Origin of the sequence: Achromobacter sp. 77 (assembly GCF_020541125.1) — a bacterium.
Taxonomy (GTDB): domain Bacteria; phylum Pseudomonadota; class Gammaproteobacteria; order Burkholderiales; family Burkholderiaceae_B; genus Achromobacter; species Achromobacter mucicolens.
Genome location: NZ_CP059848.1, coordinates 3932064 through 3958726 on the forward strand (window position 1 = coordinate 3932064; position 26663 = coordinate 3958726).

The following is a 26663-nucleotide window of genomic DNA, read 5'->3' on the forward strand; positions in this document are numbered from 1 at the left end:
ATGATACAGGTCGCGAAAAGCGCGGCGGCCTCACGTCACGGTGCAGGCCCCGGAGGCAGTGCGCGCTTGTGCGCGGTGGCGTTGAACTGGCGCTCGATCACCGCCACGGCGTCCGGCGCAATTTCCTCTCCTTCCAGAAATCCATCGATCTGGGCATACGTGACGCCGTACGCGTCCTCATCCGGGCGCAACGGCCTCAAGGACTCGAGGTCGGCAGTGGGCACCTTTTGCACCAGCCGCTCCGGCGCCCCAAGCAACGTTCCCAACGCCCGGACCCGCCGCTTGGTCAGCCCACGCAGCGGCAGCACATCCGCCGCCCCATCCCCGTGTTTCGTGAAGAAACCCATCAACGCCTCGGCCGCCTGGTCCGTGCCGATGACCAGGCAATCCAGCGCACCGGCAATCGCGTACTGCGCGATCATGCGCTGCCGGGCCTTGATGTTGCCCGCGCCGAAGTCCTCGGCCGCCTCGTCCGCGTAGGCCAGGCCCGCCGCGCGAAGCGCCTCGCGCTGCGCGTCCACCGCCGGCTTGATGTCGATGCGCATGCGCCGGTCGGGTGCGATGAAGTCCAGCGCCTGCGCCGCATCTTCCTCGTCGCGCTGCTCGCCATAGGGCAGGCGCACCGCGATAAACGTGGCCGGCCTGCCGTGGGATCGCACCCGCTCGACGGCAAGCTGCGCCATTCGCGCCGCCACCGTGGAGTCCACCCCGCCGCTGATGCCCAGCACATAGCCCGCGCGCCCCGAGCGGACGAGGTAATCGGCCAGGAATGCGACCCGCGCTTCCAGTTCGACGGCCGCGTCAAAATCCTTGGTGACGCCCAGTTCGCGCGCGATGGGGTCCTGCGGGCGCAATGCCGTGTTTTGGGGTTGCATTTCACTCCTTTTGCTTCTGGCCGGTTCCCGCAGCAATCCGTGTGCCCGGCCGCCTGGACCGCAGCGCCCTCGCGCACGCGCGCGGGCACGCCATTTGCTCGCCCTTGCCGGGTGACTGCGTTTTGCTTTGGGAGGCGCCACGATGGCCCCGGATTGGTCGACGATGTTTACGTTTTCCGTCGCCCCGCTGGAAATCTTCATCCGCGGGACGATCGTCTATTGGTTCATCTTCGTGCTGCTCAGGCTCGCCGGGCGGCGTGATGTCGGATCGCTGGGCGTGGCCGACATGCTGGTGCTGGTGCTGATTGCCGATGCCGCGCAAAATGCGATGGCCGGTGAATACAAGTCCATCCTGGATGGGATGGTGCTGATTTCCACCATCCTCGGCTGGACGGTATTGGTGGATCGTGTCAGCTATTTTTGCAAGCCCCTTGGCCGCCTGCTGGAGTCGGATCGCGTGTGTCTCGTGCGGGATGGCGTGGTGTCCAAACGGGCACTTCGGCGTGAATACCTGACCGAAGACGAACTCATGAGCCAATTGCGGCTCAAGGGCGTGCTTGAGCTGTCCGAAGTGCGACGCGCCTACATGGAGCCGGATGGGGACATCAGCGTCATCAGGCGCCGGGCGCACAGCCGCTTTCGCCGGATGTAGACCGGCCGCGGCGAACGTCCGGCGCTCAGGGCATCGTATGCGCGTCCTCGGTCAGCACCTGCATCAGGGCTTCGACGGAATAAGGCTTTTGCATGACTGGAAAGCCCAGCGCCCGGGGCCCTGCCATCGCCTCGCTGTAACCGCTGGCCAGCACGATTCGGATGCCGGGCCAGCGCTCCCGGATCCGATAGGCCAGATCCATGCCGTTCATGCCGGGCAGCACCAGGTCAAGAATGGCCAGGTCGAACCCGCCGTCGCGCTGTTCAAGTTCCTTCAGGGCCTTTTCGGCGTCAACGGTCCAGGTGAGCTGTTGACCCAGCTCTTCCAGCCATGCCGATACCACTTCACCGACCATGCGGTTGTCTTCCACCAGCAGCACCTCGCGGCGCACCGGCACGTTGGCCAGCTCACCGGAGACGGGCGATTCGGCCGTGGCGCCCGACGCCTTGGCGGCCGGCAGGTAAAGCGTGAACGTCGTGCCCGTGCCTACCGTGCTGTCGACGGTCACGTCGCCGCCCGATTGCCGGACAAAGCCTTGCACCTGGCTTAGCCCCAGGCCGGAGTTTTCATGCTGGCCCTTGGTCGTGAAGAAGGGTTCGAAGACATGCGCCAGCACCTCCGGCTCGATCCCGGCGCCGGAATCCTGCACCGACAGCGCCACCTGCGGCCCATTGAGCCTCGCCAAGCCGCCCAGCGTCGCGGTGTCGGGCACGATCTGGGCCGATATCTTCAATTGGCCGCCCGAGGGCATCGCGTCCCGCGCGTTGATGACCAGGTTGAGCAGCGCCGACTCAAGCTGGGTGGGATCGGCGAAGATCGTACAGTCGCCCGGCCCGAACTCGTAGCTGACCGCCACGGACGACCCCACCGTGGTTTCGAAGAGCTGCCGCATCGAAGCCAGGCTATCGCGCACGTCGAACGCGTGCGGCTGCAGCGGCTGGCGCTTGGCGTAGGCAAGCAGCTGCCGGGTAAGCTGGGCCGCTTTTTCCGTCGTGTCGATGATGATGCCCACATAACGCATCAGCGAAGCAGGCAGGTCGGGATAGCGCTTGATGAATTCCGCGGAGAACCGGATCGCCGTCAGGAAATTGTTGAAGTCATGCGCCACGCCCCCCGTCAGCCGGCCAATGGCCTCGTTGCGCTGGGCATGGTGCATCGAATCGCGGGCTTCCTGGAGCTGCTCGTGCCGCTCTTTCTGCTCGGTAATGTCGCGCGTGATCTTCGCGAAGCCGACCAGTTCGCCGCGATCGTCAACGACCGGGTCGATCACCACGCTGCACCAGAACCTGCTGCCGTCCTTGCGCATGCGCCAGCCCTCGGCCTCGAAGCGCCCCTCGCGCCGTGCCGTTTCCAGCGCGCGCTCCGGTACGCCGGCATTCCGGTCCTCGGGCGTGTAAAAAACGGAGAAGTGCTGACCGATGATCTCGTCCGCGCCATAGCCCTTGAAACGTTCAGCGCCCGGATTCCAGCTGCTGACGCGGCCGTTGGCGTCCAAAAGGTAGATGGCGTAGTCCCGTACTGCCCCTACCAGCAGACGATAGCGATCCTCGGACGGAAAATCCGGTAAAGAAGTCATGCAATGTCCCCACCTGCGTGTCTATTCATGCTCAAGCCCCGTCAGCAAACGGCGTGCCATCCCGAAAACTCTGTTACAGCCGCCAGCCCGCGGGCACAAAATTTGCTCTAACAGCGATCAGTAGGCGGCGCATTCCTGGCGCCGTCCGGGCATAGAGGGCCTTAGCAATGCAACCCATTCGTAAAGCTGTATTTCCCGTCGCGGGCCTCGGCACGCGGTTTCTTCCCGCCACCAAGGCCATGCCCAAGGAGATGCTTCCCATCGTGGACCGGCCGCTAATCCAGTATGCCGTCGAGGAAGCGGTCGCCGCGGGCATCACGGAACTGATTTTCGTCACCGGCCGAAACAAGCGCGCCATCGAGGATCATTTCGACCGCGTGCCCGAACTGGAATACGACCTGGAATCGAAAAACAAGAACGCCCTGCTGGAAACCGTCCGCAACGTCATTCCGGACAACGTCAAATGCGTGTACACCCGCCAGCCGGCTGCCCTGGGGCTGGGCCATGCGGTGCTCTGCGCGGCGCCCATTGTAGGCAACGAACCGTTTGCCGTGCTGCTGGCGGACGACATGATAGACGCGGATGCCCCCGTCATCGGCGAAATGGCGAAGGTAGCCCGGGAGTTCGACGGCAGCGTCCTGGCGATCCAGCAGGTGCCCAAAGCCAACACCCACCAGTACGGGATCGTCTCCGGCAGCCGCAAGGCGCACGGCGTGATGAGTCTGACGGGCATCGTGGAAAAGCCCAAGCCCGAGGACGCGCCGACCGACCTGGCGGTCGTCGGGCGCTACATCCTGGAGCCCGAAATCTTCGCGCTGCTAGAGAGCACCCAGGCGGGCGTGGGCGGCGAAATCCAGCTGACCGACGGCATCGCCGCCCTGCTCAAGGCCCGAAACGTCTTCGGGTTCGAATACGAGGGCGTGCGCTACGACTGCGGCAGCAAGGAAGGCTTTTATCGCGCCACGATGGAAATCGGACGCAAGTATCACAACCTGGGTTGAAAGCGCGGCGCGCTCCAATCTTTACAAAGGAAGCTACCTCATGACCGATTCGAAACCCGCCCCGCCCCCCAATCCGCCGCCGTCGCCTCACGTGGATCGCGCAGAGACCGGCTACACGGGTCAACCAACCGAGGACGGTCCGCCCACAGGGGACGTCAATCAGAACCCCGACACCAATTCGGGGTACCCCGCCGGCGGGTCCCAGGCGCCCGCGGGCAAGGATCCGTACGGACGCCCCAAGAAATCCGAGTCCTGACCATACCTGACCGCCCTGCCCAGGAGACCACCGCGCATAGGCGCTGCGGTTTCTTGGGCCATCGCGACGCCATCTTCCTTCCGTTTCCGGCCGACGCAGACGCCTGATCTGCGCACAGTTGGCCAAAGTTCAGATGTTTCCTCTTTACGCCCAATTTCTCAAACGCGCCGCCGCCTATCGCGACGCGATCGGACAGGACAATGTCCGCCTACCCCTGCAAACCATTACCGCCGTCTTGCTGGCCTATGGCTGGATGCGGTGGCAGCAGATGCCGGATCTGGCATGGGGCGCCTTTTCCGCGCTATTTGTGGTGCGGGCCACGGTGGAGGGCACGGTCGGCGAAGCAGCCGCGCGCATCCTGGGCGCAATGATCGGGGTGGCGCTGGGCATTGCCCTCGTGCCACTTGCCGCGGTCACCAGCCTGCCGGCGCCATGGAGCATCGTCGTCGGTGTAGGCACCGCCGCTTGCCTGACGATACGCTGGCCCTCCTTGAACTACAGTCTCGTCACGGCGACCATCCTGACCGTGACCCCGGACGCCGACCTCGTTGCAGGCGCCGTCAACAAGACACTTGCGATCGTCGTGGGCTCGGCCGCCGGCATCCTGGCCGCCTTTGCCGTGCTGCCGCTATCGGCCCGTCACAGCATGCGGTACAACCTTGCCGCCTCGTTGCAGCTGTACGGGGAATTGCTGGTCGAATGGGCCGCCGCCCTGAACGAAGGCCGAGAACGCCCGCGGCCGCGCGACAAGCCCGCACTGGAACGCGCGCACTGGCGGGCGATCGACATGGCACGCCAGTCCCGATCGCTGCCGATCGATTTTGTGGGCCGCGACACGCAGGCGCAGCGACTGCAGGACCGGATCGAGGAGTTATGGCTTACCGTCCCGCTGATGGAGCGCGTTGGCGGCGTGCAAGTCACCGAGAACGTCTCACGCCGTCTGGGCCCTGCCCTGCATGCGGTTGCGCAGGCAGCGCAAAGGCAAATCGACGGCCTGGCGCGCGCCATTCGTGAACGGGGCGCCGACGCGCCCCTGTGCTGCACCCGTCAACAATTTGCTCAGCTGGACGCCGTGGTGCAGGAAGCCGCCAGCGGCGGCGGCTTCACGTGTGACGAACGGGTGGCGGTGGATCTGATCCGCTGGTCCTGGCACGAGGTCACGCGGGAATTGGATGCCCTGTGCGACACCGTGCAGCCTGCCGCGCAACAGACCCCATCCCAGGCCGGGGCCTGACGCGCGCCAGGCGTCAAGGCGTGAGCACCACCTTGATGCACCGATCCTCCTTGTCTCGGAAGGTCTTGTACATATCGGGTCCGGCCTCAAGCTTTGCGCGGTGCGTGATGACAAACGACGGATCGATCCTGCCCTGCACAATCAGGTCGAGCAGCTCGTCCGACCAGCGCCGCACGTGGGTCTGGCCCATGCGCCAAGTCAGTCCCTTGTTCATCGACGCGCCAAACGGAATCTTGTCGATCATTCCCCCGTAGACGCCGGGGACCGACAGGATGCCGGCGGGCCGGCACACATATATCATCTCGCGCAGCACGTGCGGCCGGTCGGTCTCGGCGCCCACTGCCTGCTTCACCCGGTCGTAAAGGTGCTCCATCGAGCTGCTGGCGTGAGACTCCATGCCGACCGCGTCGATGCATTTCTCCGGGCCCTTGCCGTGGGTCAGCTCCTTTAGCCGCTCAACCACATCCTCGTCCTGGAAGTTGATCGTGACCGCGCCGCAGTCGCGCGCCATCTTCAGCCGCTCCGGCACGGATTCGATGCAGATCACCTGGCGCGCGCCCAACAGGATCGCGCTCTGGATCGCCATCTGGCCCACGGGTCCGCCGCCCCACACGGCGACGGTGTCGGTCGGTTCGATGTCGCACTGCTTGGCCGCCTGCCACCCGGTGGGCAGGATGTCCCCGAGGAAAAGAACCTGTTCATCCGACAGCGCGTCGGGCACCTGCACATGCGTCGAATCGGCAAACGGCACGCGCACGTATTCCGCCTGGCCGCCGGCATAGCCGCCGGTCAGATGGGTGTAGCCGAACAGCCCCGCCGTCGTATGCCCGAACATCTTGGCCGCCTGGTCCGCGTTGCGGTTCGTGCGCTCGCAGACCGAAAAGTTGCCCTTCTTGCATTGGTCGCATTCGCCGCAGGTGATGGTGAACGGAATCACAACCCGGTCCCCCACCTTCAGGTTCTGCGCCTGCGCGCCGACGTCCACGACCTCACCCATGAACTCGTGACCCATCACGTCCCCGGACTTCATGCCGGGCATGAACCCATCGAACAGATGCAGGTCCGACCCGCATATCGCGCACGCGCTCACCTTGATGATCGCGTCGCGCGGATGCTCGAGGATCGGATCGGGCACCGTGTCGTAGCGGATGTCGTGTTTGCCGTGCCAGCAAAGTGCTTTCATTGGAATCTCCTTTGACGTGACCGCAACACGCGATCAGGCCTGGCGCAGCAACTGCCATGCCGTCGCCGATCCACACCCCGGCAGCCGCCCCTGCGCCGACCAACTCCGTGCGGATCTTCGCCTTGGCGCAGATGGGAACAGGACATGCGGACCGCGCCGCGACGGCGCGCTTGCGATGCCATTCAAGGAAAACGCCATGGAACTCGTCCGCACACCTGTTGACCCTGCCGCCCCTCGCCGTCTGCGGCGCGCCAGCTTTCTGCTGGGTTTCGCCATGGGCGGCTTCTTTGACGGCATCCTGCTGCATCAGATCTTGCAATGGCACCACCTGCTATCGAACGTGCAGGTTGGACCGCTGGGGTCGCTGGGCGCCCAGGTCGCGGCCGATGGCGTCTTTCACGCCATCATGTACGTCATCGCCGCCGCCGGGCTCATCGAGTTGTTCCGCGCCCGGTCGGCCGCGTCGCCGGGCACGCCGATCCGCCCGCGCTGGGGCCACTTCTGGATCGGCTTCGGCAGCTGGCACATCATCGATGCGCTGCTCTCGCACTGGATCACCGGCATTCACCGCATCAAGATGGACGCGGAACAGCCGCTCATCTGGGACATCGCGTGGTTTGTCGTATTCGGCCTGGCGCCGCTGCTGGCCGGCTGGAAGACCCGCAATCATCGCCGCCCGCCGCCCACCGGCCGCACCGGCAAAACGCTCGTCGGCCTGCTCGCGGCAGCGGTGCTGGCGGGCGGGATGCTGAACCTTTTTCCCTTGCGTGCCGACGCGGACACCACGGTGGTCGCGCTGCGCCCGAGCGCGTCCCCCGCCGAGATGTTCCAGGCGCTGGCCGCAACCGATGCCCGCATCGTCTGGTCGGATCCGCAAGGATCCGTCTGGGTCATGACCGCCGTCCCCACCGCGCAAAAATTGCGCCTATTTGCAGCCGGCGCGATGTACGTCAGCGGGTCGGTTGCGCCGGCGGGGTGTTCGGCATGGCTGAAGGCCGGAGCCTCGAGCTGACGCGTCCGGTTGACCCAGCCGGCCGGTCAGCAATGCCCCCTCATTGCCGTCAGCGGCGCGCGCGCAATAGCCAGCACGCCGCCCCGCCGATCACCACCGCGGCCGCCACAAGCGACGTGCTGGGTTGGTTCATGGCGACCTTCGTATACACGCTGCGGCGGCCTGCCTGCTGCTCCGCGGGATGCGACCCGCCGCCTTCGTAGAGCGAATCCGATCCGCCCCCAGCTGGCGTGCCGCCGCGTTGCTGGCGAAACAGCCACCCGGCCATGCGATCGGCCAGGGACGGCATGTTCTGGCCCAACGTCGAGATGGCGCGCGACGCGCTTCCGACATACAGGTCGCGAGCCGGATGCTCGGCCGCGTGCAAGATGGCGTCGGCGACCGCTTCGGGCGCATACACCGGCGGCGGCAGCGTCGGCTGCACGTCCATGTAATTGCGCGCATGCGACGTAAAGCCGGTGGCAATCGACGCGGGCTTGATAAGCGTGACGGAAACCGGAGCGCCTTCTTCGCGCAATTCCATGCGCAGCGCATCGGTAAAGCCCTTGACCGCATGTTTGGCTGCGGAATAAGCGCCCTGCAACGGCACGGCGCGCTCCGACACTTCACTGCCCACGTTGATCAGGGCGCCCCCGGATTTTTTCAGGTGCCGCACCGCCACCATCGATCCGTAGACCACGCCCCAGTAATCCGTGTCGAACAGTTTTCGCTGATCTTCCAGCGGCACCGATTCGAGCTTTCCGAAGATCGACACGCCCGCATTGTTGACCCACGTATCGACGCGGCCATAGCTCTGGATCGCGCGCTCCAGGATGCGATCGTGATCGTCCTGCACGCCCACGTCCGCGGCCACGCTGATGGCGGACCCGCCGCCACGCACAATGTCGTCCAGCACGGCCTTCAGCGCCTCTTCCTGGCGTGCGACCAGCACCACCTTGGCGCCGCGCTCGGCGGCCATCCTGGCCGTTGCGGCGCCAATGCCGCTGCTCGCGCCCGTGATGACCATCACCTGGTCGCGTAGCGGTTTCAGTTTGAGTTTCATTGAGTGCTCCCGATTGGCAACGCGAGAATCGCGCTGGCGGCGGGGCCAGCAATCTCCATTCCTGATTCGCGCCGCATATGCGGCGCCGTCGGCCCCAGCCGGGCGCCGTTGCTCCTGAGCGCGCCACGCCAGCGATCCCAGCGCCATCCCCAGCCCGAACGCCCCATACACCAGCGCAAGCGCCCACGTACCAAGCCGGTGCTCGAAACCGGGCGTCAGGCGTTGCGGCGTCGCCCGGTAATCCACCAGGCATGCAATTGCCGCCGCAGTCAACCCGGCCACGACGCCCGGTCCCGGCCGATACGTGGCGGGCATCGCCTGCGTGGCCCGCGCATGCAGCACGCCCCAGAACACCGCCGCCGTATGGTGGATTGCATAGCCGGTGGCGGTATGCCGCCAGCTGGGCGCATCGGCATGCAGCGCCGGGCTTCCCCACACCCAATGGCTTGTCGAATTCGTCGGTGCAGTCCAACTTGCGGCCTGCCTGCGTCCCGCGGCAGCCAGGACAAGTGTTGAAAGCACGCTGGCGGCAGAGCCGCTGACTGCGCCCTCGCGCAAAGCGGTGAGCCATGGGTTCATGAGCATTCCTTATCCAGGTGAATGGGAACGCAGCTTGCGGCCCCGGGCAATGAAAGGCGGCGCGCGAGCGCGTCCGCCAGGGAGATTTGGCTTGAAGATCTTGTTGACAGGCGCCAATGGCTTCATAGGCAGCCGCCTCGTTCATGCCTTGCTGGCCGAGGGACACACACTGGTCTGCCCCGTGCGCCGCCCGCCGTCAGGGCACAATGCGCCCGACGCAACTTTCGTACCCATGGATTTCAGCGGGGCGCTGTCGGAAGACGCCTGGATGCCGCTGCTGAAAAACGTGGACGCCGTCATCAACACGGTGGGCCTCTTTCGCAAACGGCGCGCGGGCGACTTCGCCGCGGTGCACGTGCGCGCTCCGCAGGCCCTGTTTCGCGCCGCCCAGCGGCAGGGCGTCCGGTGCGTGATCCAGTTTTCCGCGCTTGGGGCCGACGCGGGCGCGGCCAGCGGCTTTCATCTGAGCAAGCGCGCCGCCGACGACGACTTGCGCATGTCCGGCATGCCCGCCGCAATTGTGCAGCCATCGCTGGTGTATGGTCCGGGCGGCGCGAGCGCGGCGCTTTTCAACCGGCTGGCCGTGCTGCCGTTGCTGCCGCTCGCTGGCGGCGGGCGCCAGCCGGTGCAGCCGGTCCATCTGGACGACGTGGTGGACGGCGTGCTGGCGTTGCTGAAAACCCCGCCGCAGACGCCTGTGACGATCGCGTTCTGCGGCCCCGCCCCAATCACCTTGCGCGGGTACCTGGCCACGCTGCGCCGCGCGCTGGGCCTGGACACGCCGCTACGCGTCGTCTCCATTCCCATGACGATGGCGACGGGCCTGGCTGCCGCCGCCTCGCTGCTGCCGGGCAGTCTGATCGATCCCACGGCGCTATCGATGCTGGAGCGCGGCAACACCGCCGACCCCACCCCATTTTCTGCCTTGCTCGGGCGTGCGGCGCGCGCACCCGACCGCTTCATCGTCCCGCAGGCACGCGACAGTCAGCGTGCCAGCGCACTGCTCGACGTCACGTTGCCTCTGCTGCGGTTCAGTATCGCGCTGGTGTGGTTGTGGACGGCCGCGGTGTCCTTCGGCCTGTACCCGGTTGCAGCCAGCCTGGACCTGTTGCGCCGCACCGGCGTGCCAGACCTCCTCGCGCCGTTCGCGCTGTATGGCGCGGCCACGCTGGACGTGGCCTTTGGCGTACTGACGCTCGCGCTGCGCGGCCGCGCCCGACAGTGGCTGTGGATCGCACAGGCGGTTCTCATCGTGGGCTATACCGCGATCATCACTGTGCGCCTACCGGAATTCTGGATGCACCCGTTCGGACCCTTGTCGAAAAATTTACCGATGCTTGCAGCGTTGGCACTGCTTTACCTGCATGAACCCGCCACGGCCAGGAAACGCCAATGGAATACCTGATCCTCAAGCTCGTCCACGTGATCTCGGCCACGCTGCTGTTCGGCACCGGCATCGGGTCGGCCTTCTATCTGCTGTGCGTGGTGCTGCGGCGCGATGTCCATGTGATCGCCGGCGTGGCGCGGCTGGTGGTCATCGCCGACTGGCTGTTCACGGCGTCCACCGCCGTTCTGCAACCGCTCACCGGCCTCTATTTGGTTCATCTCATGCAATTGCCGCTGGCCACGCCGTGGATCGGCTGGTCGCTCGCGCTGTACGGCGTGGCCATCGCCTGCTGGTTGCCCGTGGTGTGGCTGCAGATGCGGATGCGCGATGCTGCCGCGGCGGCGGATCGCTCCGGCGAACCCCTTTCCTCCGGGTTCTGGCGCAGCTTTGCGTGGTGGGTCGCGTTGGGGGTGGTCGCCTTCGTCGCGTTCCTGGCGATCTTCTATCTGATGATCTTCAAGCCTGCTTGAAAAGGCGCACCCGGCCGCCCGCCGGGAACGCTTGTTGCGGCACCGGCGCACCGGATCGAATGGGGCATGTCATCGCCGCCCGCATGGCGTCCGAATCCCGCGCGCCGGCTTTCGATGCTACCGCGCACCACAAATCCCGAAAGGTACTCGGGAACAGGAGATCACTATGTTTGCCCATAACAAACGGCTGCAATACACGGTTCGTGTCAGCGAGACCAATCCAGGTCTGGCCAACCTGCTGCTGGAACAGTTTGGCGGCCCGCAAGGCGAGCTTGCGGCGGCCTGTCGTTATTTCACTCAGGCGCTGGCCGAGGATGATCCCGGCCGCAAGGACATGCTGCTGGACATCGCCACCGAAGAACTCAGCCATCTGGAAGTCATCGGCACGATGGTCGCCATGCTGAACAAGGGCGCCAAGGGCGTGCTGGCCGAGGCCACAGAATCCGAGGCGGAAATCTACCGGCGGCTGAACGGACCTGGCAACGATTCGCACGTCACGCAGGTGCTTTACGGCGGAGGCCCCGCGCTGGTCAACTCCGGAGGCCAGCTGTGGAATGCCGGCTACATCGACACCATCGGCGATCCATCCGCCGACCTGCGGTCCAACATCGCCGCCGAGGCGCGCGCCAAGATCATCTACGAGCGGCTCATCAACGCGACGGACGATCCCGGCGTCAAGGACGCCCTGGGCTTTCTGATGACCCGTGAAGTGTCGCACCAGCGCTCCTTCGAAAAAGCGCTGTACTCGATGGAGCCGAACTTCCCGCCCGGAAAGCTGCCGGGCGATCCGCGGTTTGCCTCGGTCTACTTCAACATGTCGCAGGGCGAAGGCGACACGCGCGGGCCCTGGAACAGCGACGCGAATTTCGAATACGTGTCCGACCGGGAGCAACAGGGAGCCATCGATGGCGACGGCATGCCCAACGTGAACCTGACCGAAGAGGAAGCGTTGGCCTTGCAGGCAATGGCGGCACGGACCGCCTCCGACCCCGGCAGCGACCCGGTGACAGGCACCGAACTGGGGCAGGTGAACTCGCCCGACGAGTTCAAGCAACCGTAAACCGCTGCGTGAGACTATCCCCGCCACTGCCCTTGCGGCACGGCGGGGTTTATTGGAGGCGTGAATCGACGGAATGTGAACGCGAGCGCGTGCGTGCCGCAGCACATCTCGCGCCAGCAAGCGCTGTGCCGCCGAGCCCGGACGGCCGTCCGGTCAAGGATGCGTTTGCGGCACTGCCCAGGCATTCGGCCGTGGCACCCGGCCCTCACGCCGCGCGCGGTCGCGGTCGGCGCAGAAGTAGGCGACCGTCCGCGCAATGCCGTCGACGGGATGCACGCGCGGCAACCACCCCAGGCTGCGCTTGGCAAGCGAGATGTCCGGACACCGATGAGTCGGGTCGTCCACCGGCAAGGCACGGTGAACGACGGGCACGCGCGAGCCAGTCAGTTCGCGCACCATGTCTGCCATTTCCAGCATCGTCAGCTCCACCGGATTGCCCAGGTTCACCGGCGTGTCCACCTCGATCGGGCTTTCCATCAGACGAACCAGCCCGTCGATCAAGTCGTCCACATAGCAGAAAGACCGCGTCTGCGTGCCGTCCCCGTAGACGGTGAGCGGCTCGCCAGCCAAGGCCTGCACGATGAAGTTGGACACCACGCGGCCATCGTCGGGCGACATGTGCGGCCCGTAGGTATTGAAAATGCGCGCGATCTTCACCACCACGCCCTCGTGACGGGCGTATTCCATGAATATCGTCTCGGCGCAGCGCTTGCCCTCGTCATAACAGGAGCGAGGGCCCACGGGGTTGACGTGGCCCCAGTAGCCTTCGCATTGGGGATGCTCCAGCGGATCGCCGTAGACTTCGCTGGTCGACGCCTGCAACACGCGCGCGCCGGTGCGTCGCGCCAGCTCCAGCAACTGCATCGCGCCAAGCACGCAGGTGCGCAGCGTCTTGAGCGGATCCGCCTGGTAATGCACGGGCGATGCCGGGCAAGCCAGGTTGTAGATCCGGTCCACCGCCATGTCGCCCAGGGGCTCGACCACGTCGTGGCGAATCACCGTGAAGCGCGGATGCGACGCCAACGCCGCGACATTGCATGCCCTGCCGGTCTGAAAATTGTCCAGGCACACCACCTGCCAACCGTCGTTGAGCAGCCGCGCGCAGAGGTTCGAGCCGAGAAAGCCGGCGCCGCCGGCGACCAGCGCGCGGCCGGTACGGGGGATTGCATCCATCATGCTGCCTCCATCAACGTCTCGAACACGCCAAGCCAATCCGACACAAAACGGTCCATGCCGAAGCGCTGCCGCGCCATGTCGCGGCCTGCAGAGCCCCAGGCCCGCGCAAGCTCCGGCTCGGCCAGCAACTGGCGCCCCACTTCCACCAGCCGGTCCAGCCGGTTGTCCACGTAGCCGTTCTCGCCGTTGCGTATCAGCACCGGCAGTTCCGTGCCGCCAAATCCCACTACCGGCACACCGCAGAGCATCGCCTCCACCAGCGAGAGGCCCAGACTGGCGTATCGGATGGGGCTGAAGAAATACCGGTAGCGCGACATGAACGCCGCCACTTCCATGTTGGGCACCTCGCCCAGTCCGCCCAGCCGCTCGGAATCCATGCCGATCAGATCCAGCGGCGTGCGGGCCCGCACATGTTCGAATACATCGACGCCGATGCGCCGGCCACGGCGCGCCAGGTGGTTGACCACGACGATGCCTTTTTCGATGCCGCCGTCATATGTCACGGATGGCTCGGGCACGCCATGCTCGACCACGCGGCTGGGCATGTCCGCGCAATCCCACATCACGGCGTTGTACGGCGTCACGTGCACGATCATGCCCTTGTCATGTCGGAACAGGTGGCGCGTCTCCGTGGGATGCGGCATGGGCGGATCGTGTTCCAGATACGCGGATGGCAAGGCGCGCTGCGCGTCGCTGAGCAACAGCCGCGCGTCCTCCAGATTCTGGCGCGACTGATACAGCACGCAGTCGAACTCCATATCCCGCAAGTTGAAGGCGGGCGCCTCGGTGAGGCCCGCGCCCCACGGGATGCGGTTGCCCAGCGCCCCGTAGCCGGGCGCGCGGCCGGGCAGAACCGGCACGATGAAGTCATGCGGCACCTGACTGAGCGCATACAGATAATTCCCATGCACGTGCCAGGTCAGAATGCGCAGGCGGCGCTGCGGGTGGACGGCAGGCGTCATTGTCTTCCCCTTGCAAGCTGGTGGTTCGCTTCACGAAGCACCTGAGGCACCGTGACAGCCAGCGCGCACGGGTGGCCGATCGGACAATGCTCGTAGGCGCAGGGCCGGCACGGCGCATCGCCGGCCAGCACCACATGCAGATCGTGGTTGGTGGGCGCCCACCGCCGCGCGTCGCTTCCGCTGGCGATGACGACGCTGGGCGTGCGCACTGCCGCGGCGATGTGCGACACCCCAGTGTCGTTGCACAGCAGGAGCCGACTCGACTCGACCAGCGCGGCCAGGCTACCCAGCGTGGTCTTGCCGCATAGGTCCGGCAGATTGCGTCCCGACAGGCGTCTCAGCTCATCCGCGAGTGACCGCTCAGCCGCCGTTCCGGTCAGCGCCACCTGCCACCCCTGAAGCAGCAAGGCTGTCGCCGTGCGGCCATAGCGCTCCAGCGGCCACCGGCGCGATGGCAGGCGCGCGCCGACGTGCATGAGCACCAGGCGGGCAGCATCCAGCGAATGGACCTTCAGCAGGTCTTCGGCAGCGCGCCGGTCTTCCACCGTGCACGGGAATTCGAGCTTGTCGTCGTCAGCCGGCACGCCAAGATGCCGGAGCAGCGCCAGGTATCGATGCGGCTCGGGCAAGTCGTCCGGCCAGGGCATCCACTGTCCCGGAACGCCCTCTTCTGCCTGCGACACAAAGCCGCCGCAGCGCCTGGCGCCCAGTTGCCCGACGATGGGATTGCTTTGCGCGCCGCTGCCGTGCATCTGCAGCGCCACGTCAAACTGCGCGTCGCGCACCCGCGCATAGAAATCCGGCAGCCCCTCTTCGCGGGCAGGCTGCTCGGGAAACGCCTCGATGCCCGGAAACTCGATCAGCTCGTCCACGTAGCAGGCAAACCTGCCGACGAACTCGCGCGCGTTGGCCAGGCCGATCAGGGCGATGTGCGCGTCGGGAAACGCCTTGCGCAACGCGCGAAGCGCCGGGACCGCGCAGAGCATGTCGCCCAGTTGCAGCGCCCGAAAGACCGCAATACGCGCCGGCGCGGGGGCAGATCCGAGCAGCAGGCTATTCATGCGGCGCTCCTCGCAAAGCGCAGCAACCCGACCGTGCGCCAGAAAATCGACAGGAGCGGAATGCATGCCGACGTGATCGCCAGGTCGGCAACGTTGCGCAATGACATGCTTGTTCCCCGGATACGGCGCATGAAAAAGTACAGGGTCAGCGCGGCCCATGCGACAGCTGGCGCGATGGCCGCTGCCGCATGGCCAGTTGCGAACAAACCAGCCGCCAGCAAAAAGGCGCCCGTAACGCTCAGGTAAAAGCGCGGGCCATGCCGGCGGATGCGTTCCTGATACAGCGCGGGGTACTTGCGGCGCAGCAGCATGTCGAACATCACCTTTTTCTGCATGCCCAGCCCAGCCGCGAAACTCACCGGCCGCACCGGGTGCTGCACGCGCGCGTGCTCGCATCGCGCGATGCGCAAGCCGGCATCGAGCAACGCAAATTGCAGGTCCGAGTCCTCACGCCAGGCCATCGTGTAGCGCGTGTCGAATCCGCCGACCGCCAGCAACGCCGACCGCCGCACGAAGCAATTCGCGGTGATGAATTCGGCGCGCGTCAAGCCCGAAGCATCACGCTCGTAGTCGCTGGGCGGGTCCGGGATGGGCATTTCCGTGACGCCGGTCACCGCCGCCACGTCCGGCGCGAAGCCGCGCAGTCCCTGCGCAAGCCAGTCCCGATGCGGAATCGTGTCGTCGTCGGTGAAAGCGATGATCTCGGCCTTGGCACTGCGCCAACCCAGGTTGCGGGCGCCCGACGGCCCGCGGGTGCCGGACACAGGCAGGTAGCGCACCGCCGGCGCATCGCCCCAACGGGCCGCATAGGCCGCAACCTGCCGGTGCGTGGCCTCGCTGGCGGCGTCGTCGCACACCAGGATCTCGTACGGCACGGAGAGCCGCTGCCGGCAGAGCGCCTCAAGGCACCGCGCCAGCAGGTCTGGCCGCTTGTAGGTCGGCACCACCACGGATACCGCGACCGTTGCGCCCGGGGCCGTCATCGCGGCTTCTCGACAAGGTAGGAGCCGATCACCAGCGCATCCAGCGGCGAGGTCCAGAAGCATTCAACGGCATCGCGCGGCGTGCAGACCACCGGTTCGCCACGCGTATTGAACGACGTATTGACCAGGACCGGCACGCCGGTCAGGTGTTCGAACGCGGCCAGCAGGTCGTAATACCGTGCATTCTGATCCCGCCGGATGGTCTGCACCCGCGCCGTGCCGTCGATGTGCCGCACCGCCGGAATCTGCTTGGCGCGATGCGGCAGCACGTCATAGACGAACAGCATGAACGGCGCGCAGATCGAGGCCGTGCCGCGTCCGTCGAACCACTGAGCAGCCCGCTCCTCCATCACGACGGGCGCCACGGGGCGAAAGTCCTCGCGGTCCTTCAGACCGTTTAACCGGGCCTGCATCGCGCTGTCCCGGGGCGACGCCAGGATGGAGCGTGCGCCCAGCGCGCGAGGGCCGAACTCCATGCGGCCCTGGAACCAGCCCAGCACCTTTTCCTGCGCGAGCAACGCCGCAGCCTCGCCCGACACATCGCTCAACTTGCGATAGGACAGGTGCGCCTTGTCCAGGAAGCGCTCGATCTCCTCGTCCGAGTATGACGGCCCCAGATAGGCGTGTTCCATGGTCCACGCGCGCTTGCCGCCGCGCCGATGGTAGTCCACGTACAGCGCCGCGCCCAGCGACGTGCCGGCATCGCCCGCGGCCGGTTGCACCCACACCTCATCGAAGGGGCCATCCCGGGCGATGCGCGCATTCATCACGCAATTGAGCGCCACCCCGCCGGCCATGCACAGGCTCTTCGCGCCCGTCTTCTCGTGCAGCCACTGCGCCATGTGCAGCGCGGTTTCCTCCAGCACGTACTGCAATGAACTGGCCACATTCTTGTGGCGGTCTTCAAAGGGCGCGCCGCGGCGTCTGGCCGGGCCGAAGCGCTCGGTAAGGCGTGCGGGTTGCAGCGAATAGCCGCCCTCTTCCTCCAGGCGAAGGATCTCGCGGAATTCCTTGCGGTACTCGGGCTTGCCAAACGAAGCCAGGGCCATCACCTTGTACTCGTCCGACGAATGCAGAAAGCCCAGCCAGGTGGTGACTTCCTCGTACAACAGGCCGAGCGAGTGCGGCAGGTCGATCTGCTTGAGCCGCGCGTACTCGCCGCCAGCGAAGTGCCCATAGCTCGTCGTCGTGCGTTCACCCCGGCCGTCCATCGTCAGCACCGCGCATTCCGCGCACGGGGCCGCCAGGAACGCGCTGCTCTCGTGCGAGAGGTGATGGTCCAGATAGATCCATCGATCCGTGATGTGCTTGAGCGTCAGATCGTCAAAGCGTGGCGACTTCAAATGCAGCGGGGCGCCATCCAGAAGCTGGCGCGGCGCGTTCACCAGATACGAGAGAAACAGCGCGTCCCACGGCGACGCGCCTTCCGCGCCAGCGCCGGCCCGCGATGGCTCCAGGGGCAGCGTGATCTCCTGCGGCAGCGCCGCGCCGCCGGCCAGCAGCGCCGGGTCGTAGGAATAAACGATGTGATCGACGTCGCGCAGTCGAATGTCCGCCGCGGATAGACAATAGTCGATCGCGTAATACGGCAACTGCCAGGTGGTGAACGGGACGGGTCGCTTGCCGTGCTTGACGCGGGTAAAGCGTTCTTCCTCGGCGGCTGCCACCACGACGCCGTCATGAACCAGTGTGGCGGAGCAGTCGTGATACGCCGCATTGATGCCGAGAGTGAACATGAAATCGTCTCCTAGACGGCGCGCGGGCCCGTCTGAAACCGTGGGTGATGCCCAAGCAGCTCGCGGGCCGCAATCGCGACTTCCCCGGGCGGTACGCCCGCCAGGCACGCATGGTGTCCCTGCGGGCACACGCTGCGATAGCAGTACTTGCAGGGCACATCGTTACTTAGCACCCGGGCGTCGGTGCGCCAGGGCGTATGCTGCGGATTGGTCAGCGCGTACAGGTCCACGATCGGCGCACCGACCGCGGCGGCGATGTGCGCCGGGCCGCTGTTGTTGCAGATGACCACCGCCGCGCCTTCGAGCGCGGCGCCCAGTTCGCCCAGGGTCAGGCCATTCGACAGGTCGATCAGCCCCGGCAGCCAGCGCCTCCCCTCAGCCAGCGCTGCGGCCAACGCGGGATCCTCGTGGCCGCCGAGCAGCAGAATGCGGCGGCCGTCGCCGCGCAACGCGATCAGCGCCTGCACCATCAGCGCGGCCGGATACCGGCGCGACGCCGCCGTCGCACCCGCATGCACGCAGATCCATCCGTCGGTTTCGGTGACGCCCGCGTGGTGCAGCTTGTCACGCAGCGACGCGCGGTCGCGCTCGCGCACCCTGAACGACATGCAATCGTCTTTGCTGCGGGCGCCCACGGTGGCCACGAGGTCGAGCTGACGCTGCACCTCGTGCCGGATACCGTCTTGCGGCTCGACCTCGCGCACCCAGTCGCTGATGAGCCGATACGGGTTCTCGCGGCAATGCGCCAGCACGCGCGGCACGCCAGCCAGGTGACAAAGCAGCGCCGCCGGCAGGGGACTTTGGCTGAACGTCGTGAAGACTACCGCCGCGTCAGGCCGCAGCGCGCGCAGCCGGCCGATGGCACCCACGTCTGCCTCGCGGCCCTGCGATGCGTTCTTGACCCAAGCGGCGTCATAGGCCATGACGGTGTCCACTTCCGGCATGAAAGGCGCGAGGGCCGCGCCCGATGGCGAGGTCAGGAGGGTGATGCGGCGAGCGCCTTGCTGGCGCAGCGCGCGCATGGCCGGGGTGCACATCAGCACATCGCCCATGTTGTCCAGCCGGATGCAAAGGACATGCGCGTCGCGCGGCCACGGCGCATTCCCGTTCATGCTTGCGCTCCCGGACGCACGGTGGCGTCTTCGGCAACAATTCGCGCCGCCGCATCCAGGTCCGGGGCGCGGCAATACGGCTCCCGGTCTGGGCCCGTGCGCCACTCGGTTTCGTTGCCCACGTCAAGCAGGATGCTGCGGCATCCGGCCCGATTGCCGGCTTCCACGTCATCCAGGATGTCGCCGATGAACCAGGACTCGGCCAGGTCCAGCCCAAGCTCCTGCGCGGCCCGCAGCAGCAGCCCTGGCTTGGGCTTGCGGCAGTCGCACGCCATTGCGTAAGGCTGCACCACGCCCTCGGGATGATGTGGACACCAATAGAACCCGTCCAAATGCGCGCCTGCCGCGTGGAACATTGCAGCCAGTTTTACGCCCACCGCGTTCAGGGCATCGGCCGCGAAGAGGCCCCGCGCGACCCCCGGCTGGTTGCTGATGACCACCAGGCGCAGGTCCGTCTGAGCAAGCCGGGACAGGCCCGCCAGCGCCATGGGCGCATATGCCATGCGCTCGGGCGCCACGTTGTAGGGCACATCCGCGAGCACGGTCCCGTCCTTGTCCAGAAACACGGCTGCCCTCAAGGCCATGACGTTTCCTTCATCGGCAACACCATGACTTCAGGCACCACCGTTTCCGGAGGTTGCGTCAATACGAAGCGCACGGCGCGCGCCACGTTGGCGGGATCCTGCAGCGTGCCGGTGTCGATATCGGGAAAGCGGTCCAGGAGAAACGGCGTGCGCATCCCGCCCGCGATCACGGCGCTGACTTTGATGCCCATGCCGCGCAGTTCCGCGTGCAGCGCATGCGACAAGCCCATCAACCCCCATTTGCTGGCATGGTAGGCAGACGCGTTCGGCCAGGCCCGCCGTGCTGCGGTGGAGGCCACGTTGACGATATGCCCGCCGGGGCTCAGACGGTTCTTGCCCAGCTTGGCCATCAGGAAGGGTCCGGTCAGATTGGTGCGCAGCACGCGCTCCCAGACGTCCGCCTCCAGCTGGTCGATGGGGGCCGTCACGTCAACGCCGGCGCTATTGACGATGGCGTCCAGCTTGCCGAACTGCCGCACGACGGCATCCATGCATTCGGCCACGTCCGCTGCAACGCCGACGTCCATGATGCAGGCCATGACGTCCGCGCCGCTTTCCTTCAGCTTGGTGGCGACCGCATGGGCGCGCTGCTCGTCGATGTCGCTGACAGCGACGCGGGCGCCTTCGGCCGCCAGCTGCTCGCAAAGCGCCGCGCCCAGGCCGCTGCCGCCGCCAGTGACCAGGATTACCCGCCCGTCCAGGCTCTCGAATTCGTGCATGGTTCCGCTCCTTTAAGCCGCAATGCGCGCGGCGATACGATCTTCCCGAGGCGTCTCGGCCGCCATGCGCTCATAGACGGACTGCAAATCCTGGCCCACGCGCTTCCACGTATAGAGGCGGCGCGCGCGCATGCGTCCCGCCTCGCCCATCCGCTCGCACAAGGCCCGGTTCCCCGCCAGTTCCGCAAGCCTGTCGGCCAGGCTGTCCGGGTCCTTGGGCGGCACGAGAAACCCCGTTCTACCGTGCACCACGGTGTTGCGTATTCCGCCCGTGTCCGCGCCGATCACGGGCCGCGCGCACGCCATCGCCTCGACGGGCGTAATGCCAAACGGCTCGTACCAGGGGGTTGTCACAAACACGTCGCTCGCGCTGTAGTAGGCGGCCAGTTCCTCGCGCCGCCGCCGCCCCGCGAACTCGACCCACTCCGCCACGCCCTCTTCGCGCGCAATACCGCGCAATCGGCCGATCTCGGGGGTGGCCAGTTCGCTGGCATCCTCCGTGTTGCCGCCAACCACGCACAGCCGTGCCTGGACACCATGGCGGTGGCGCAGCCGCGCAAGGGCACGAATGACGTTATCCACGCCTTTGCGCGGCACCATTCTTCCCAGCTGCAGCACGGTGAACACGCCGTCGTCCCAGCCCAACGCCTTGCGAGCAAGCGCCATGGGCTGCGCGGTCATTTCCGCGGCGTCGTAGCCGCAGGGAACGATATCGATGCGGCGCGGATCGGCCCCGTACAGCTCGATGAGATCGCGCCGGTCTTGCGGACACTCAGCGATGAGACGGTCCGCGCGCCGCGCGATGTCGTCCTCGATGTCGAAGCGCGAATCCGGAAACAGATCAGCCGACTGCTGATACTGGCGCCGCACCTTGCCCAATGCGTGGAACGTGACGGCCAGCGGCACGCCATAATGCTGTGCCACCGGCAGCGCCGCCATCGCCGACATGAAAAAGTTGGCATGGATGACGTCATACCCCGCGGGCTGACGGCCGACGTACCGCATCAGATACGCGGAGAAGTCGTCCATGTAGGGCAGCATCTGCTCTTTCGGAAGAAAGCTGGCGGGCCCTGCGGGAACATGAATCACCTTGACGTTGCGCATCCACCGGAACTCCGTATCCAGCGCCGCGTTGTCCCTGCGCGTAAATACATCGACCTCCATGCCTGCGCGCGCCAGTTCACGCGCCACGTTTGCGACGTACACGTTCTGTCCACCGCTATCCACGCTGCCCGCCAGCGCAAGAGGCGAGGCGTGTTCGCTGATGATGGCAATCTTCTTCATGAGGGCAACTCCGTTATTCGAGCCGGAACCGTGCCGGCATCGCGTCTCGCAACGCAGAAACGCATGCCGGTGACAACGGCCGCTCGCATTCGTGGACGAGGGTTGCGCACCTCATTTTTTGGGGGATTCCGCGCGATTCGTCCGCATCGGGCATACGCTGGGGCAAGAGCAAGTCGTGTGCCGATACGCTTTCACGCGCGTCGAATGGAAGCACCGCTTTTATCCGGCACTTCTTACAAGCGCGCGTAAGAAGTGCCGGGGTCCGCGAGCCGTCAGGACTCGCGCCGTTGCTGAGCCCGCGCCGCCGGCAGCAACGCGCCCACCGTGGCCAGCAATTCGTGCGGATCGACGGGTTTGGACAGGTGCACCTGAAAGCCCGCCAGCAACGTGCGCAGGCGGTACTCCTGGCTGACGTGGCCCGACAGCGCGATGGCAGGCAGGCGGTGCGAGAGCGCCGCCCCCCGCTCCGCTTCCATCGCTCGCACCCGCGCCACGACCTCGTAGCCGTCCACGTCGCCCAGCGAAAGATCGCAGATGAGCACTTGCGGCCACGTTGCCGCGGGCATGGACTCGAACGCGGCCATGGCAGTTTCACCATCCGCATACGTCGTTACGTTGGCACCGTTGTCCTTCAGGATTTCGGCCACCATCTCGCGTGCCTCGGCCTGATCGTCCACCAGCATGATTTGCGCGCCGCTCAGATTTGGCACGCTGACGTCCGCGCGCAGCGGTGCTGGCTCCATGGCGCGCACGGGAAAATCGACGGAGTAGCAGCGTCCGCCCGAGGGTGCGGCCGTACTGTGGAACGTGCCGCCCTGGCGCTGCGCCCGCACGGCCAATTCCGCCGGATCCAGCGCTGCCGCGACGCGCAGGCCGTCCGTCGGGTTCTGCATGCCATCGATGGGCAACAGCGCGGGATCCGCGTCCTGCTCAGTGCGGCCGTCCGTGACCGACAGCCGCGTCAGCGGACCCTCGCGGCGCAGGCTGATCTCGATGCGCCCGCCCGGCGGCGTGACCGCTATCGCGTGCAGGCACAAGTCCCACACCAGCTGCTGCAACGCGCTGGGGTCGCCGGTAATGCGCGCCGCCTCGTTGCCGATCAGCGTGTAGACGTTCACGCCTTTGTCCTGCGCGACTTCCCGCGAGCCATCCAGCACGCCAGCCACCACGGCAACCAGGTTGACAGGCTGCCGGGTATCCCTTCCCATTGCCTCTTCCAAGGCGGACTGCTGCCGCTGCAAGGTCCACATCTGCGCGTAGATGCCCTGGCGCGCCAGCAGATCGTCGTGGCGTCCCTGCTCGACAACCCTGCCCCGGTCCAGGACCGCGATGTTGTCGGCATGCACAATGGTCGATAGCCGGTGCGCAATGATGAGCGTCGTGCGGCCGCGCGACAGCCGCTCCAGTTCCGCTTGGATCGCCCGCTCGGTACGCGTGTCCAGCGCCGAGGTCGCCTCGTCGAACACCATGATCGTCGGATCCTTCAAGATCGCGCGGGCGATGCCCACGCGCTGGCGCTCGCCACCCGAGAGCTTCACGCCGCGTTCGCCCACAGGCGTTTCGTATCCACCCGGCAGGCTTTCGATGAAATCGTGGATGCGCGCGCCGCGTGCGGCCTGCACGATCTGATCGCGCGTCGCATCCGGCCGGCTGTACGCAATGTTGTAGGCGATGGTCTCGTTGAACAGCATGGTGTCCTGCGGCACGATGCCCACCACGCGCCTCACGCTGCGCACATTGACGGCGCGCAGATCGTGTCCATTGATCAGGATGCGCCCGGCATCCGGGTCATAGAAGCGCAACAGCAGGCGGCCGAGCGTCGATTTTCCCGAGCCGCTACCGCCCACCACAGCCAGCGTCGTCCCCGCAGGCACCGTCAGGTCCACGCCCCACAGGATCTGCCGTCCCGGTTCATAGCCGAAATCCACGCCTTCGAAGCGCACTTCGCCAGTTCCCGCCTGCAATGACGGCAGCGCGGCGTCGTCCCCCGTTTCCGGCGGGTATCTCAAGAGGTCGCAGACGCGCTCGGCATTGACGAACGCTTCCTTGGCCTGGCGGAAAATGAGACCCAGCGTATTCAAAGGCAGGCAAATCTGGATGATGTAGGCGTTGACCAGCACCAGATCGCCCACCGTCATTTCGCGTCCCACCACCTGCTGCCCGGCCAATAGCATGACTGCCGCCACGCCGCAGGCGATGATGCCGCTCTGGCCGACGTGCAGGCGCGACAGCGAACGCTGGTTGCGCTCGCCGACGCGCGTCCACTCCTCCAGCACGCGCGACAGGCGGTCCGATTCCAGCGCTTCGTTGGCATTGAGCTTGACGGCCTCATAGTTGAGCAGGCTGTCGACCATCTGCCCGCTTGCGCGCGAGTCCAGCTCGTTCAATCGGCGCTGATAGGCCACGCGCTTGCGCAGCAGCACCGTGGTGTAGGAAAAATAGGCGATAAAGGTGACGGTCACGATCACGGCGAACCAGATGCTGTATCCCATGACCAGGATCAGCACGACCGACACGATCTCCACCAGCGTCGGCAGCAAGGTGAATAGCCCCGTGCCAAGCAAGAACCCCACGCCCGCAGTGCCGCGCTCCACGTCGCGCGCCAGCGCCCCAGTCGGCCTGCCGCCGTGAAACCGGGCGCCAAGCTGCTGTAATCGCGAAAACACGCTGACCGTAAAGTCCGCCACGGTGCGCAGCGCAACCCGCGCGAACACGACATCGCGCAACTCGGTGAAGACACCGCCCCCAAATCGCATGAGCGCGTAGCCCAGCAGCAGAAAAACCGGCAACACCAAAGGTCCTGGCGCGCTGAACAGATCGACGATGGCCTTCAGCACTGCCGGCACGGCCACCATCAGCAGCTTTGCCGCCACAAGCAGCGTTACGGCCGCAGCAGTGCGCCCCCGGTATTTCCATAGCGCCCGCAGGATGGTGCGATTGACCTCCTTGCGGGAAAAATCACTGGTGCTGCTGTCCGGCTCGCTCATCGTTCGCGCCCTCCTGAGGAGCCCGGCGGGCCAGCAACTGGCGTTCCGAGGCGCCCCTCACGCAGCAGACCAGCCTCGCGCTATCGCACCTGCAGCGCTTCCCGCCGACCCTGCACGGCCGCCTTGAACAGCGAAGCGACCGCGGCGGCAAACGCCTCATCGAACCACGGGTTCGCGCCGCTGACCGCCACCACGATCCCGTCCAGGCACACGCTGCCCCAGACCTGCGTATCCCGGGCGCGAAGCAGATGGGGCCTGAGCGCCATCACCTCGTGCGTTCCCAAGCCCGTGCGCCAGCTCACGCGCGCCTTGCCGCGGGCGTAGGCGCCATAGTCCGCGTCCCACTCCGCGGGATCGCCGATGCTTTCCTCGTACAGGATCGCGTCCGCGAACTCGCAGCTGCCCGGATGGGCCAGCGGATTCATGACCACCACGTGCAGGAATCCGCTTTCGCCAACGCGGGTATTCGAGAGGGCGGCCTCCAACATGGGCCGGGCGAGCTGCACCGCCTCTTGCGCGGCATCGCGCTCCCAGTAGGCGGCCAAGGGAATTGCGGGCATGTGGAATCCTCCTGTTCGAAGCGTGCGTGCAGCAAAACCCGTACCTGTGAACCACTCGGGACGGAACGACGCTTGCTGACCACGTGACCGATGCTGCGATGCGTATTGACCCCGTACCGGCAGCATGCCCCAATACTCCGGCCGGATGAACAGGAGACAGCAATGTCAAACCAAACCTACAAGCGTGTCATGGAAGTGGTTGCCGCCGCCGCCGACGGCAATACCTACCGCATCGACAGATATTCTTCGCAGCCCCTCGGCGACGGAAAAGCCCGCTCGTACTGCTGCCTTCCCGATGGCCAGCTCGTGACCTGGGAAGGTGACGGACACTACAAGCTTCCGGATGGCACCGTCGTCACCATGGTGGCGTCAAGGCTGTGCCAATAATTGCCGGGCCGCTACATTCCGCGGATCAATACGCCGACCAGAAACAAGACGGCGACGGCGCCTATCCAGAAGGCAAGCATCAACCAGGGCCCGCGGCCGGTCCTGGCCCCGCGCCGCGCGGGCCGGCCGCGCGAAGGTGACTCGTCTGCAGGTTTCATGATGCTCTCCTGGGCGCCCCATTTCAGCGCATAGTACGAATTACGGCCCTGCACGCGCAAGTGCCGCGCAGGGCCGTCGTCGCCGCAGCAGGTACGCTGCCGCGCCTCCCACTACTTTGCCTTGCCTGCCTTGGCGGCCTCGGCGTTGGTCTGCTGGAGCGCCAGCATGCTCAGCTTCTCGTCGGTGGCCTTTTCTTCGGCCAGTGTCTCCTTCAACAGCTTCAGCGCTTCGGTCTCGCCCAGTTGCTTGGCAAACGTGCACAGCGTGCCGTAGCTGGCGATCTCGTAGTGCTCGACCTTCTGCGCCGCCGCGATCAGCGCGGCATCGCGCACCGGGCCTTCTTCGACATCTTCAATCACGTCGCGGCCTTCTTCCACCAGCCCTTCCATCGCGGCGCACTTGATGCGCTTCAAACGGAAGTCCGCGCCTTCAACGATCTTGTCGATGCGTTCGATCTGACCACGGGTTTCTTCTAGGTGGGCGGTGAATGCGTCGGCCAACGCAGGGTCGCTGGCAGCGCGGGCCATCTTCGGCAAGGCTCGCGTCAATTGCTTTTCGGCGCTGTAGATGTCGGACAGCTCGTGCACGAACAGTTCCTTCAAGGTCTTTTGGCTCATGATCACTCC

25 protein-coding genes are annotated in these 26663 nt (G+C 66.1%); 9 read left to right on the forward strand and 16 right to left on the reverse strand.

Features of this window, described 5'->3' with window-relative positions; translation table 11 throughout:
- Positions 1–35 precede the first annotated feature (35 nt).
- The gene (gene nadE / locus H4P35_RS18110) at positions 36–875 is read right to left on the reverse strand and encodes an ammonia-dependent NAD(+) synthetase (protein WP_226846418.1); all 840 of its coding nucleotides are present in this window, start codon (positions 873–875) and stop codon (positions 36–38) included.
- A 142-nt stretch (positions 876–1017) separates the two neighbouring features.
- Between nadE and H4P35_RS18115 the strand changes: the two genes are divergently transcribed.
- The gene (locus H4P35_RS18115) at positions 1018–1527 is read left to right on the forward strand and encodes a DUF421 domain-containing protein (protein WP_226846419.1); all 510 of its coding nucleotides are present in this window, start codon (positions 1018–1020) and stop codon (positions 1525–1527) included.
- A gap of 25 nt (positions 1528–1552) precedes the next feature.
- Here H4P35_RS18115 and H4P35_RS18120 read toward each other — a convergent pair whose 3' ends face one another.
- Complete coding sequence (locus H4P35_RS18120) at positions 1553–3103, reverse strand: PAS domain-containing sensor histidine kinase (protein ID WP_226846420.1); 1551 nt, start codon at positions 3101–3103, stop codon at positions 1553–1555.
- A gap of 167 nt (positions 3104–3270) precedes the next feature.
- Between H4P35_RS18120 and galU the strand changes: the two genes are divergently transcribed.
- The 3 genes from galU (at position 3271) to H4P35_RS18135 (ending at position 5594) form a co-directional block, all read left to right on the forward strand.
- Positions 3271–4104 carry a UTP--glucose-1-phosphate uridylyltransferase GalU gene (gene galU / locus H4P35_RS18125; RefSeq protein ID WP_226846421.1) on the forward strand — a complete coding sequence of 278 codons (834 nt, stop codon included), beginning with the start codon at positions 3271–3273 and terminating at the stop codon, positions 4102–4104.
- A 40-nt stretch (positions 4105–4144) separates the two neighbouring features.
- On the forward strand, positions 4145–4360 hold the full coding sequence (locus tag H4P35_RS18130; protein ID WP_062842130.1) for a hypothetical protein: 216 nt from the start codon (positions 4145–4147) through the stop codon (positions 4358–4360).
- A gap of 133 nt (positions 4361–4493) precedes the next feature.
- Positions 4494–5594, forward strand: a complete 1101-nt coding sequence (locus tag H4P35_RS18135; RefSeq protein WP_226846422.1) for an aromatic acid exporter family protein — start codon at positions 4494–4496, stop codon at positions 5592–5594.
- A gap of 13 nt (positions 5595–5607) precedes the next feature.
- On the opposite strand, the gene H4P35_RS18140 is transcribed toward H4P35_RS18135, so the two are convergent.
- Complete coding sequence (locus H4P35_RS18140) at positions 5608–6777, reverse strand: zinc-dependent alcohol dehydrogenase (RefSeq protein WP_226846423.1); 1170 nt, start codon at positions 6775–6777, stop codon at positions 5608–5610.
- Between the two features lie 196 nt (positions 6778–6973).
- On the opposite strand from H4P35_RS18140, the gene H4P35_RS18145 reads away from it, so the two are divergent.
- Positions 6974–7789 (forward strand): DUF2243 domain-containing protein, encoded by an 816-nt coding sequence (locus H4P35_RS18145; protein WP_226846424.1) that lies wholly within the window; start codon positions 6974–6976, stop codon positions 7787–7789.
- A gap of 49 nt (positions 7790–7838) precedes the next feature.
- Here the strand turns inward: H4P35_RS18145 and H4P35_RS27275 are convergent, their stop codons facing one another.
- Entirely contained in the window at positions 7839–9410 is a 1572-nt protein-coding gene (locus H4P35_RS27275) for an SDR family oxidoreductase (protein WP_338129384.1), read from the reverse strand.
- 91 nt (positions 9411–9501) lie between these two features.
- Here H4P35_RS27275 and H4P35_RS18155 point away from each other — a divergent pair, with 91 nt between their 5' ends.
- From H4P35_RS18155 to H4P35_RS18165, 3 genes are all read left to right on the forward strand, one after another.
- Positions 9502–10815, forward strand: a complete 1314-nt coding sequence (locus H4P35_RS18155; RefSeq protein ID WP_226846425.1) for an SDR family oxidoreductase — start codon at positions 9502–9504, stop codon at positions 10813–10815.
- Complete coding sequence (locus tag H4P35_RS18160) at positions 10803–11267, forward strand: DUF2269 domain-containing protein (RefSeq protein ID WP_056323312.1); 465 nt, start codon at positions 10803–10805, stop codon at positions 11265–11267. Before H4P35_RS18155 ends, H4P35_RS18160 begins: the two co-directional genes overlap by 13 nt.
- A 166-nt stretch (positions 11268–11433) precedes the next feature.
- Positions 11434–12327 carry a manganese catalase family protein gene (locus H4P35_RS18165; protein WP_063954683.1) on the forward strand — a complete coding sequence of 298 codons (894 nt, stop codon included), beginning with the start codon at positions 11434–11436 and terminating at the stop codon, positions 12325–12327.
- A 153-nt stretch (positions 12328–12480) separates the two neighbouring features.
- On the opposite strand, the gene H4P35_RS18170 is transcribed toward H4P35_RS18165, so the two are convergent.
- The 11 genes from H4P35_RS18170 to H4P35_RS18220 form a co-directional block, all read right to left on the reverse strand.
- The gene (locus H4P35_RS18170; RefSeq protein WP_370638933.1) at positions 12481–13503 is read right to left on the reverse strand and encodes a UDP-glucuronic acid decarboxylase family protein; all 1023 of its coding nucleotides are present in this window, start codon (positions 13501–13503) and stop codon (positions 12481–12483) included.
- Positions 13500–14465, reverse strand: a complete 966-nt coding sequence (locus H4P35_RS18175; RefSeq protein ID WP_226846426.1) for a glycosyltransferase — start codon at positions 14463–14465, stop codon at positions 13500–13502. Before H4P35_RS18175 ends, H4P35_RS18170 begins: the two co-directional genes overlap by 4 nt.
- Positions 14462–15526 carry a glycosyltransferase family 9 protein gene (locus tag H4P35_RS18180; protein WP_226846427.1) on the reverse strand — a complete coding sequence of 355 codons (1065 nt, stop codon included), beginning with the start codon at positions 15524–15526 and terminating at the stop codon, positions 14462–14464. Before H4P35_RS18180 ends, H4P35_RS18175 begins: the two co-directional genes overlap by 4 nt.
- Positions 15523–16509, reverse strand: a complete 987-nt coding sequence (locus H4P35_RS18185) for a glycosyltransferase family 2 protein (protein ID WP_226846428.1) — start codon at positions 16507–16509, stop codon at positions 15523–15525. Before H4P35_RS18185 ends, H4P35_RS18180 begins: the two co-directional genes overlap by 4 nt.
- Positions 16506–18245, reverse strand: a complete 1740-nt coding sequence (locus H4P35_RS18190; RefSeq protein ID WP_226846429.1) for a carbamoyltransferase C-terminal domain-containing protein — start codon at positions 18243–18245, stop codon at positions 16506–16508. Before H4P35_RS18190 ends, H4P35_RS18185 begins: the two co-directional genes overlap by 4 nt.
- An 11-nt stretch (positions 18246–18256) precedes the next feature.
- Positions 18257–19357: a glycosyltransferase family 9 protein gene (locus H4P35_RS18195; protein ID WP_226846430.1), complete on the reverse strand. Its 1101-nt coding sequence runs from the start codon at positions 19355–19357 to the stop codon at positions 18257–18259.
- Positions 19354–19941, reverse strand: a complete 588-nt coding sequence (locus H4P35_RS18200) for an HAD-IIIA family hydrolase (RefSeq protein WP_226846431.1) — start codon at positions 19939–19941, stop codon at positions 19354–19356. The genes H4P35_RS18195 and H4P35_RS18200 overlap by 4 nt, the downstream gene beginning before the upstream one ends.
- Positions 19932–20660, reverse strand: coding sequence for an SDR family oxidoreductase (locus tag H4P35_RS18205; protein ID WP_056323292.1), 729 nt, complete (start codon positions 20658–20660; stop codon positions 19932–19934). Before H4P35_RS18205 ends, H4P35_RS18200 begins: the two co-directional genes overlap by 10 nt.
- A gap of 12 nt (positions 20661–20672) precedes the next feature.
- Positions 20673–21944: a glycosyltransferase gene (locus H4P35_RS18210; RefSeq protein ID WP_226846432.1), complete on the reverse strand. Its 1272-nt coding sequence runs from the start codon at positions 21942–21944 to the stop codon at positions 20673–20675.
- A 272-nt stretch (positions 21945–22216) separates the two neighbouring features.
- A complete protein-coding gene (locus H4P35_RS18215; protein ID WP_226846433.1) occupies positions 22217–24931 on the reverse strand; it encodes an ATP-binding cassette domain-containing protein in 2715 nt (904 codons plus the stop codon).
- Between the two features lie 80 nt (positions 24932–25011).
- Positions 25012–25491 (reverse strand): hypothetical protein, encoded by a 480-nt coding sequence (locus H4P35_RS18220; protein ID WP_056323286.1) that lies wholly within the window; start codon positions 25489–25491, stop codon positions 25012–25014.
- 162 nt (positions 25492–25653) lie between these two features.
- On the opposite strand from H4P35_RS18220, the gene H4P35_RS18225 reads away from it, so the two are divergent.
- On the forward strand, positions 25654–25878 hold the full coding sequence (locus H4P35_RS18225) for a hypothetical protein (protein WP_226846434.1): 225 nt from the start codon (positions 25654–25656) through the stop codon (positions 25876–25878).
- A 269-nt stretch (positions 25879–26147) separates the two neighbouring features.
- On the opposite strand, the gene H4P35_RS18230 is transcribed toward H4P35_RS18225, so the two are convergent.
- Positions 26148–26654 carry a ferritin-like domain-containing protein gene (locus tag H4P35_RS18230; protein WP_063954693.1) on the reverse strand — a complete coding sequence of 169 codons (507 nt, stop codon included), beginning with the start codon at positions 26652–26654 and terminating at the stop codon, positions 26148–26150.
- Positions 26655–26663 lie beyond the last annotated feature (9 nt).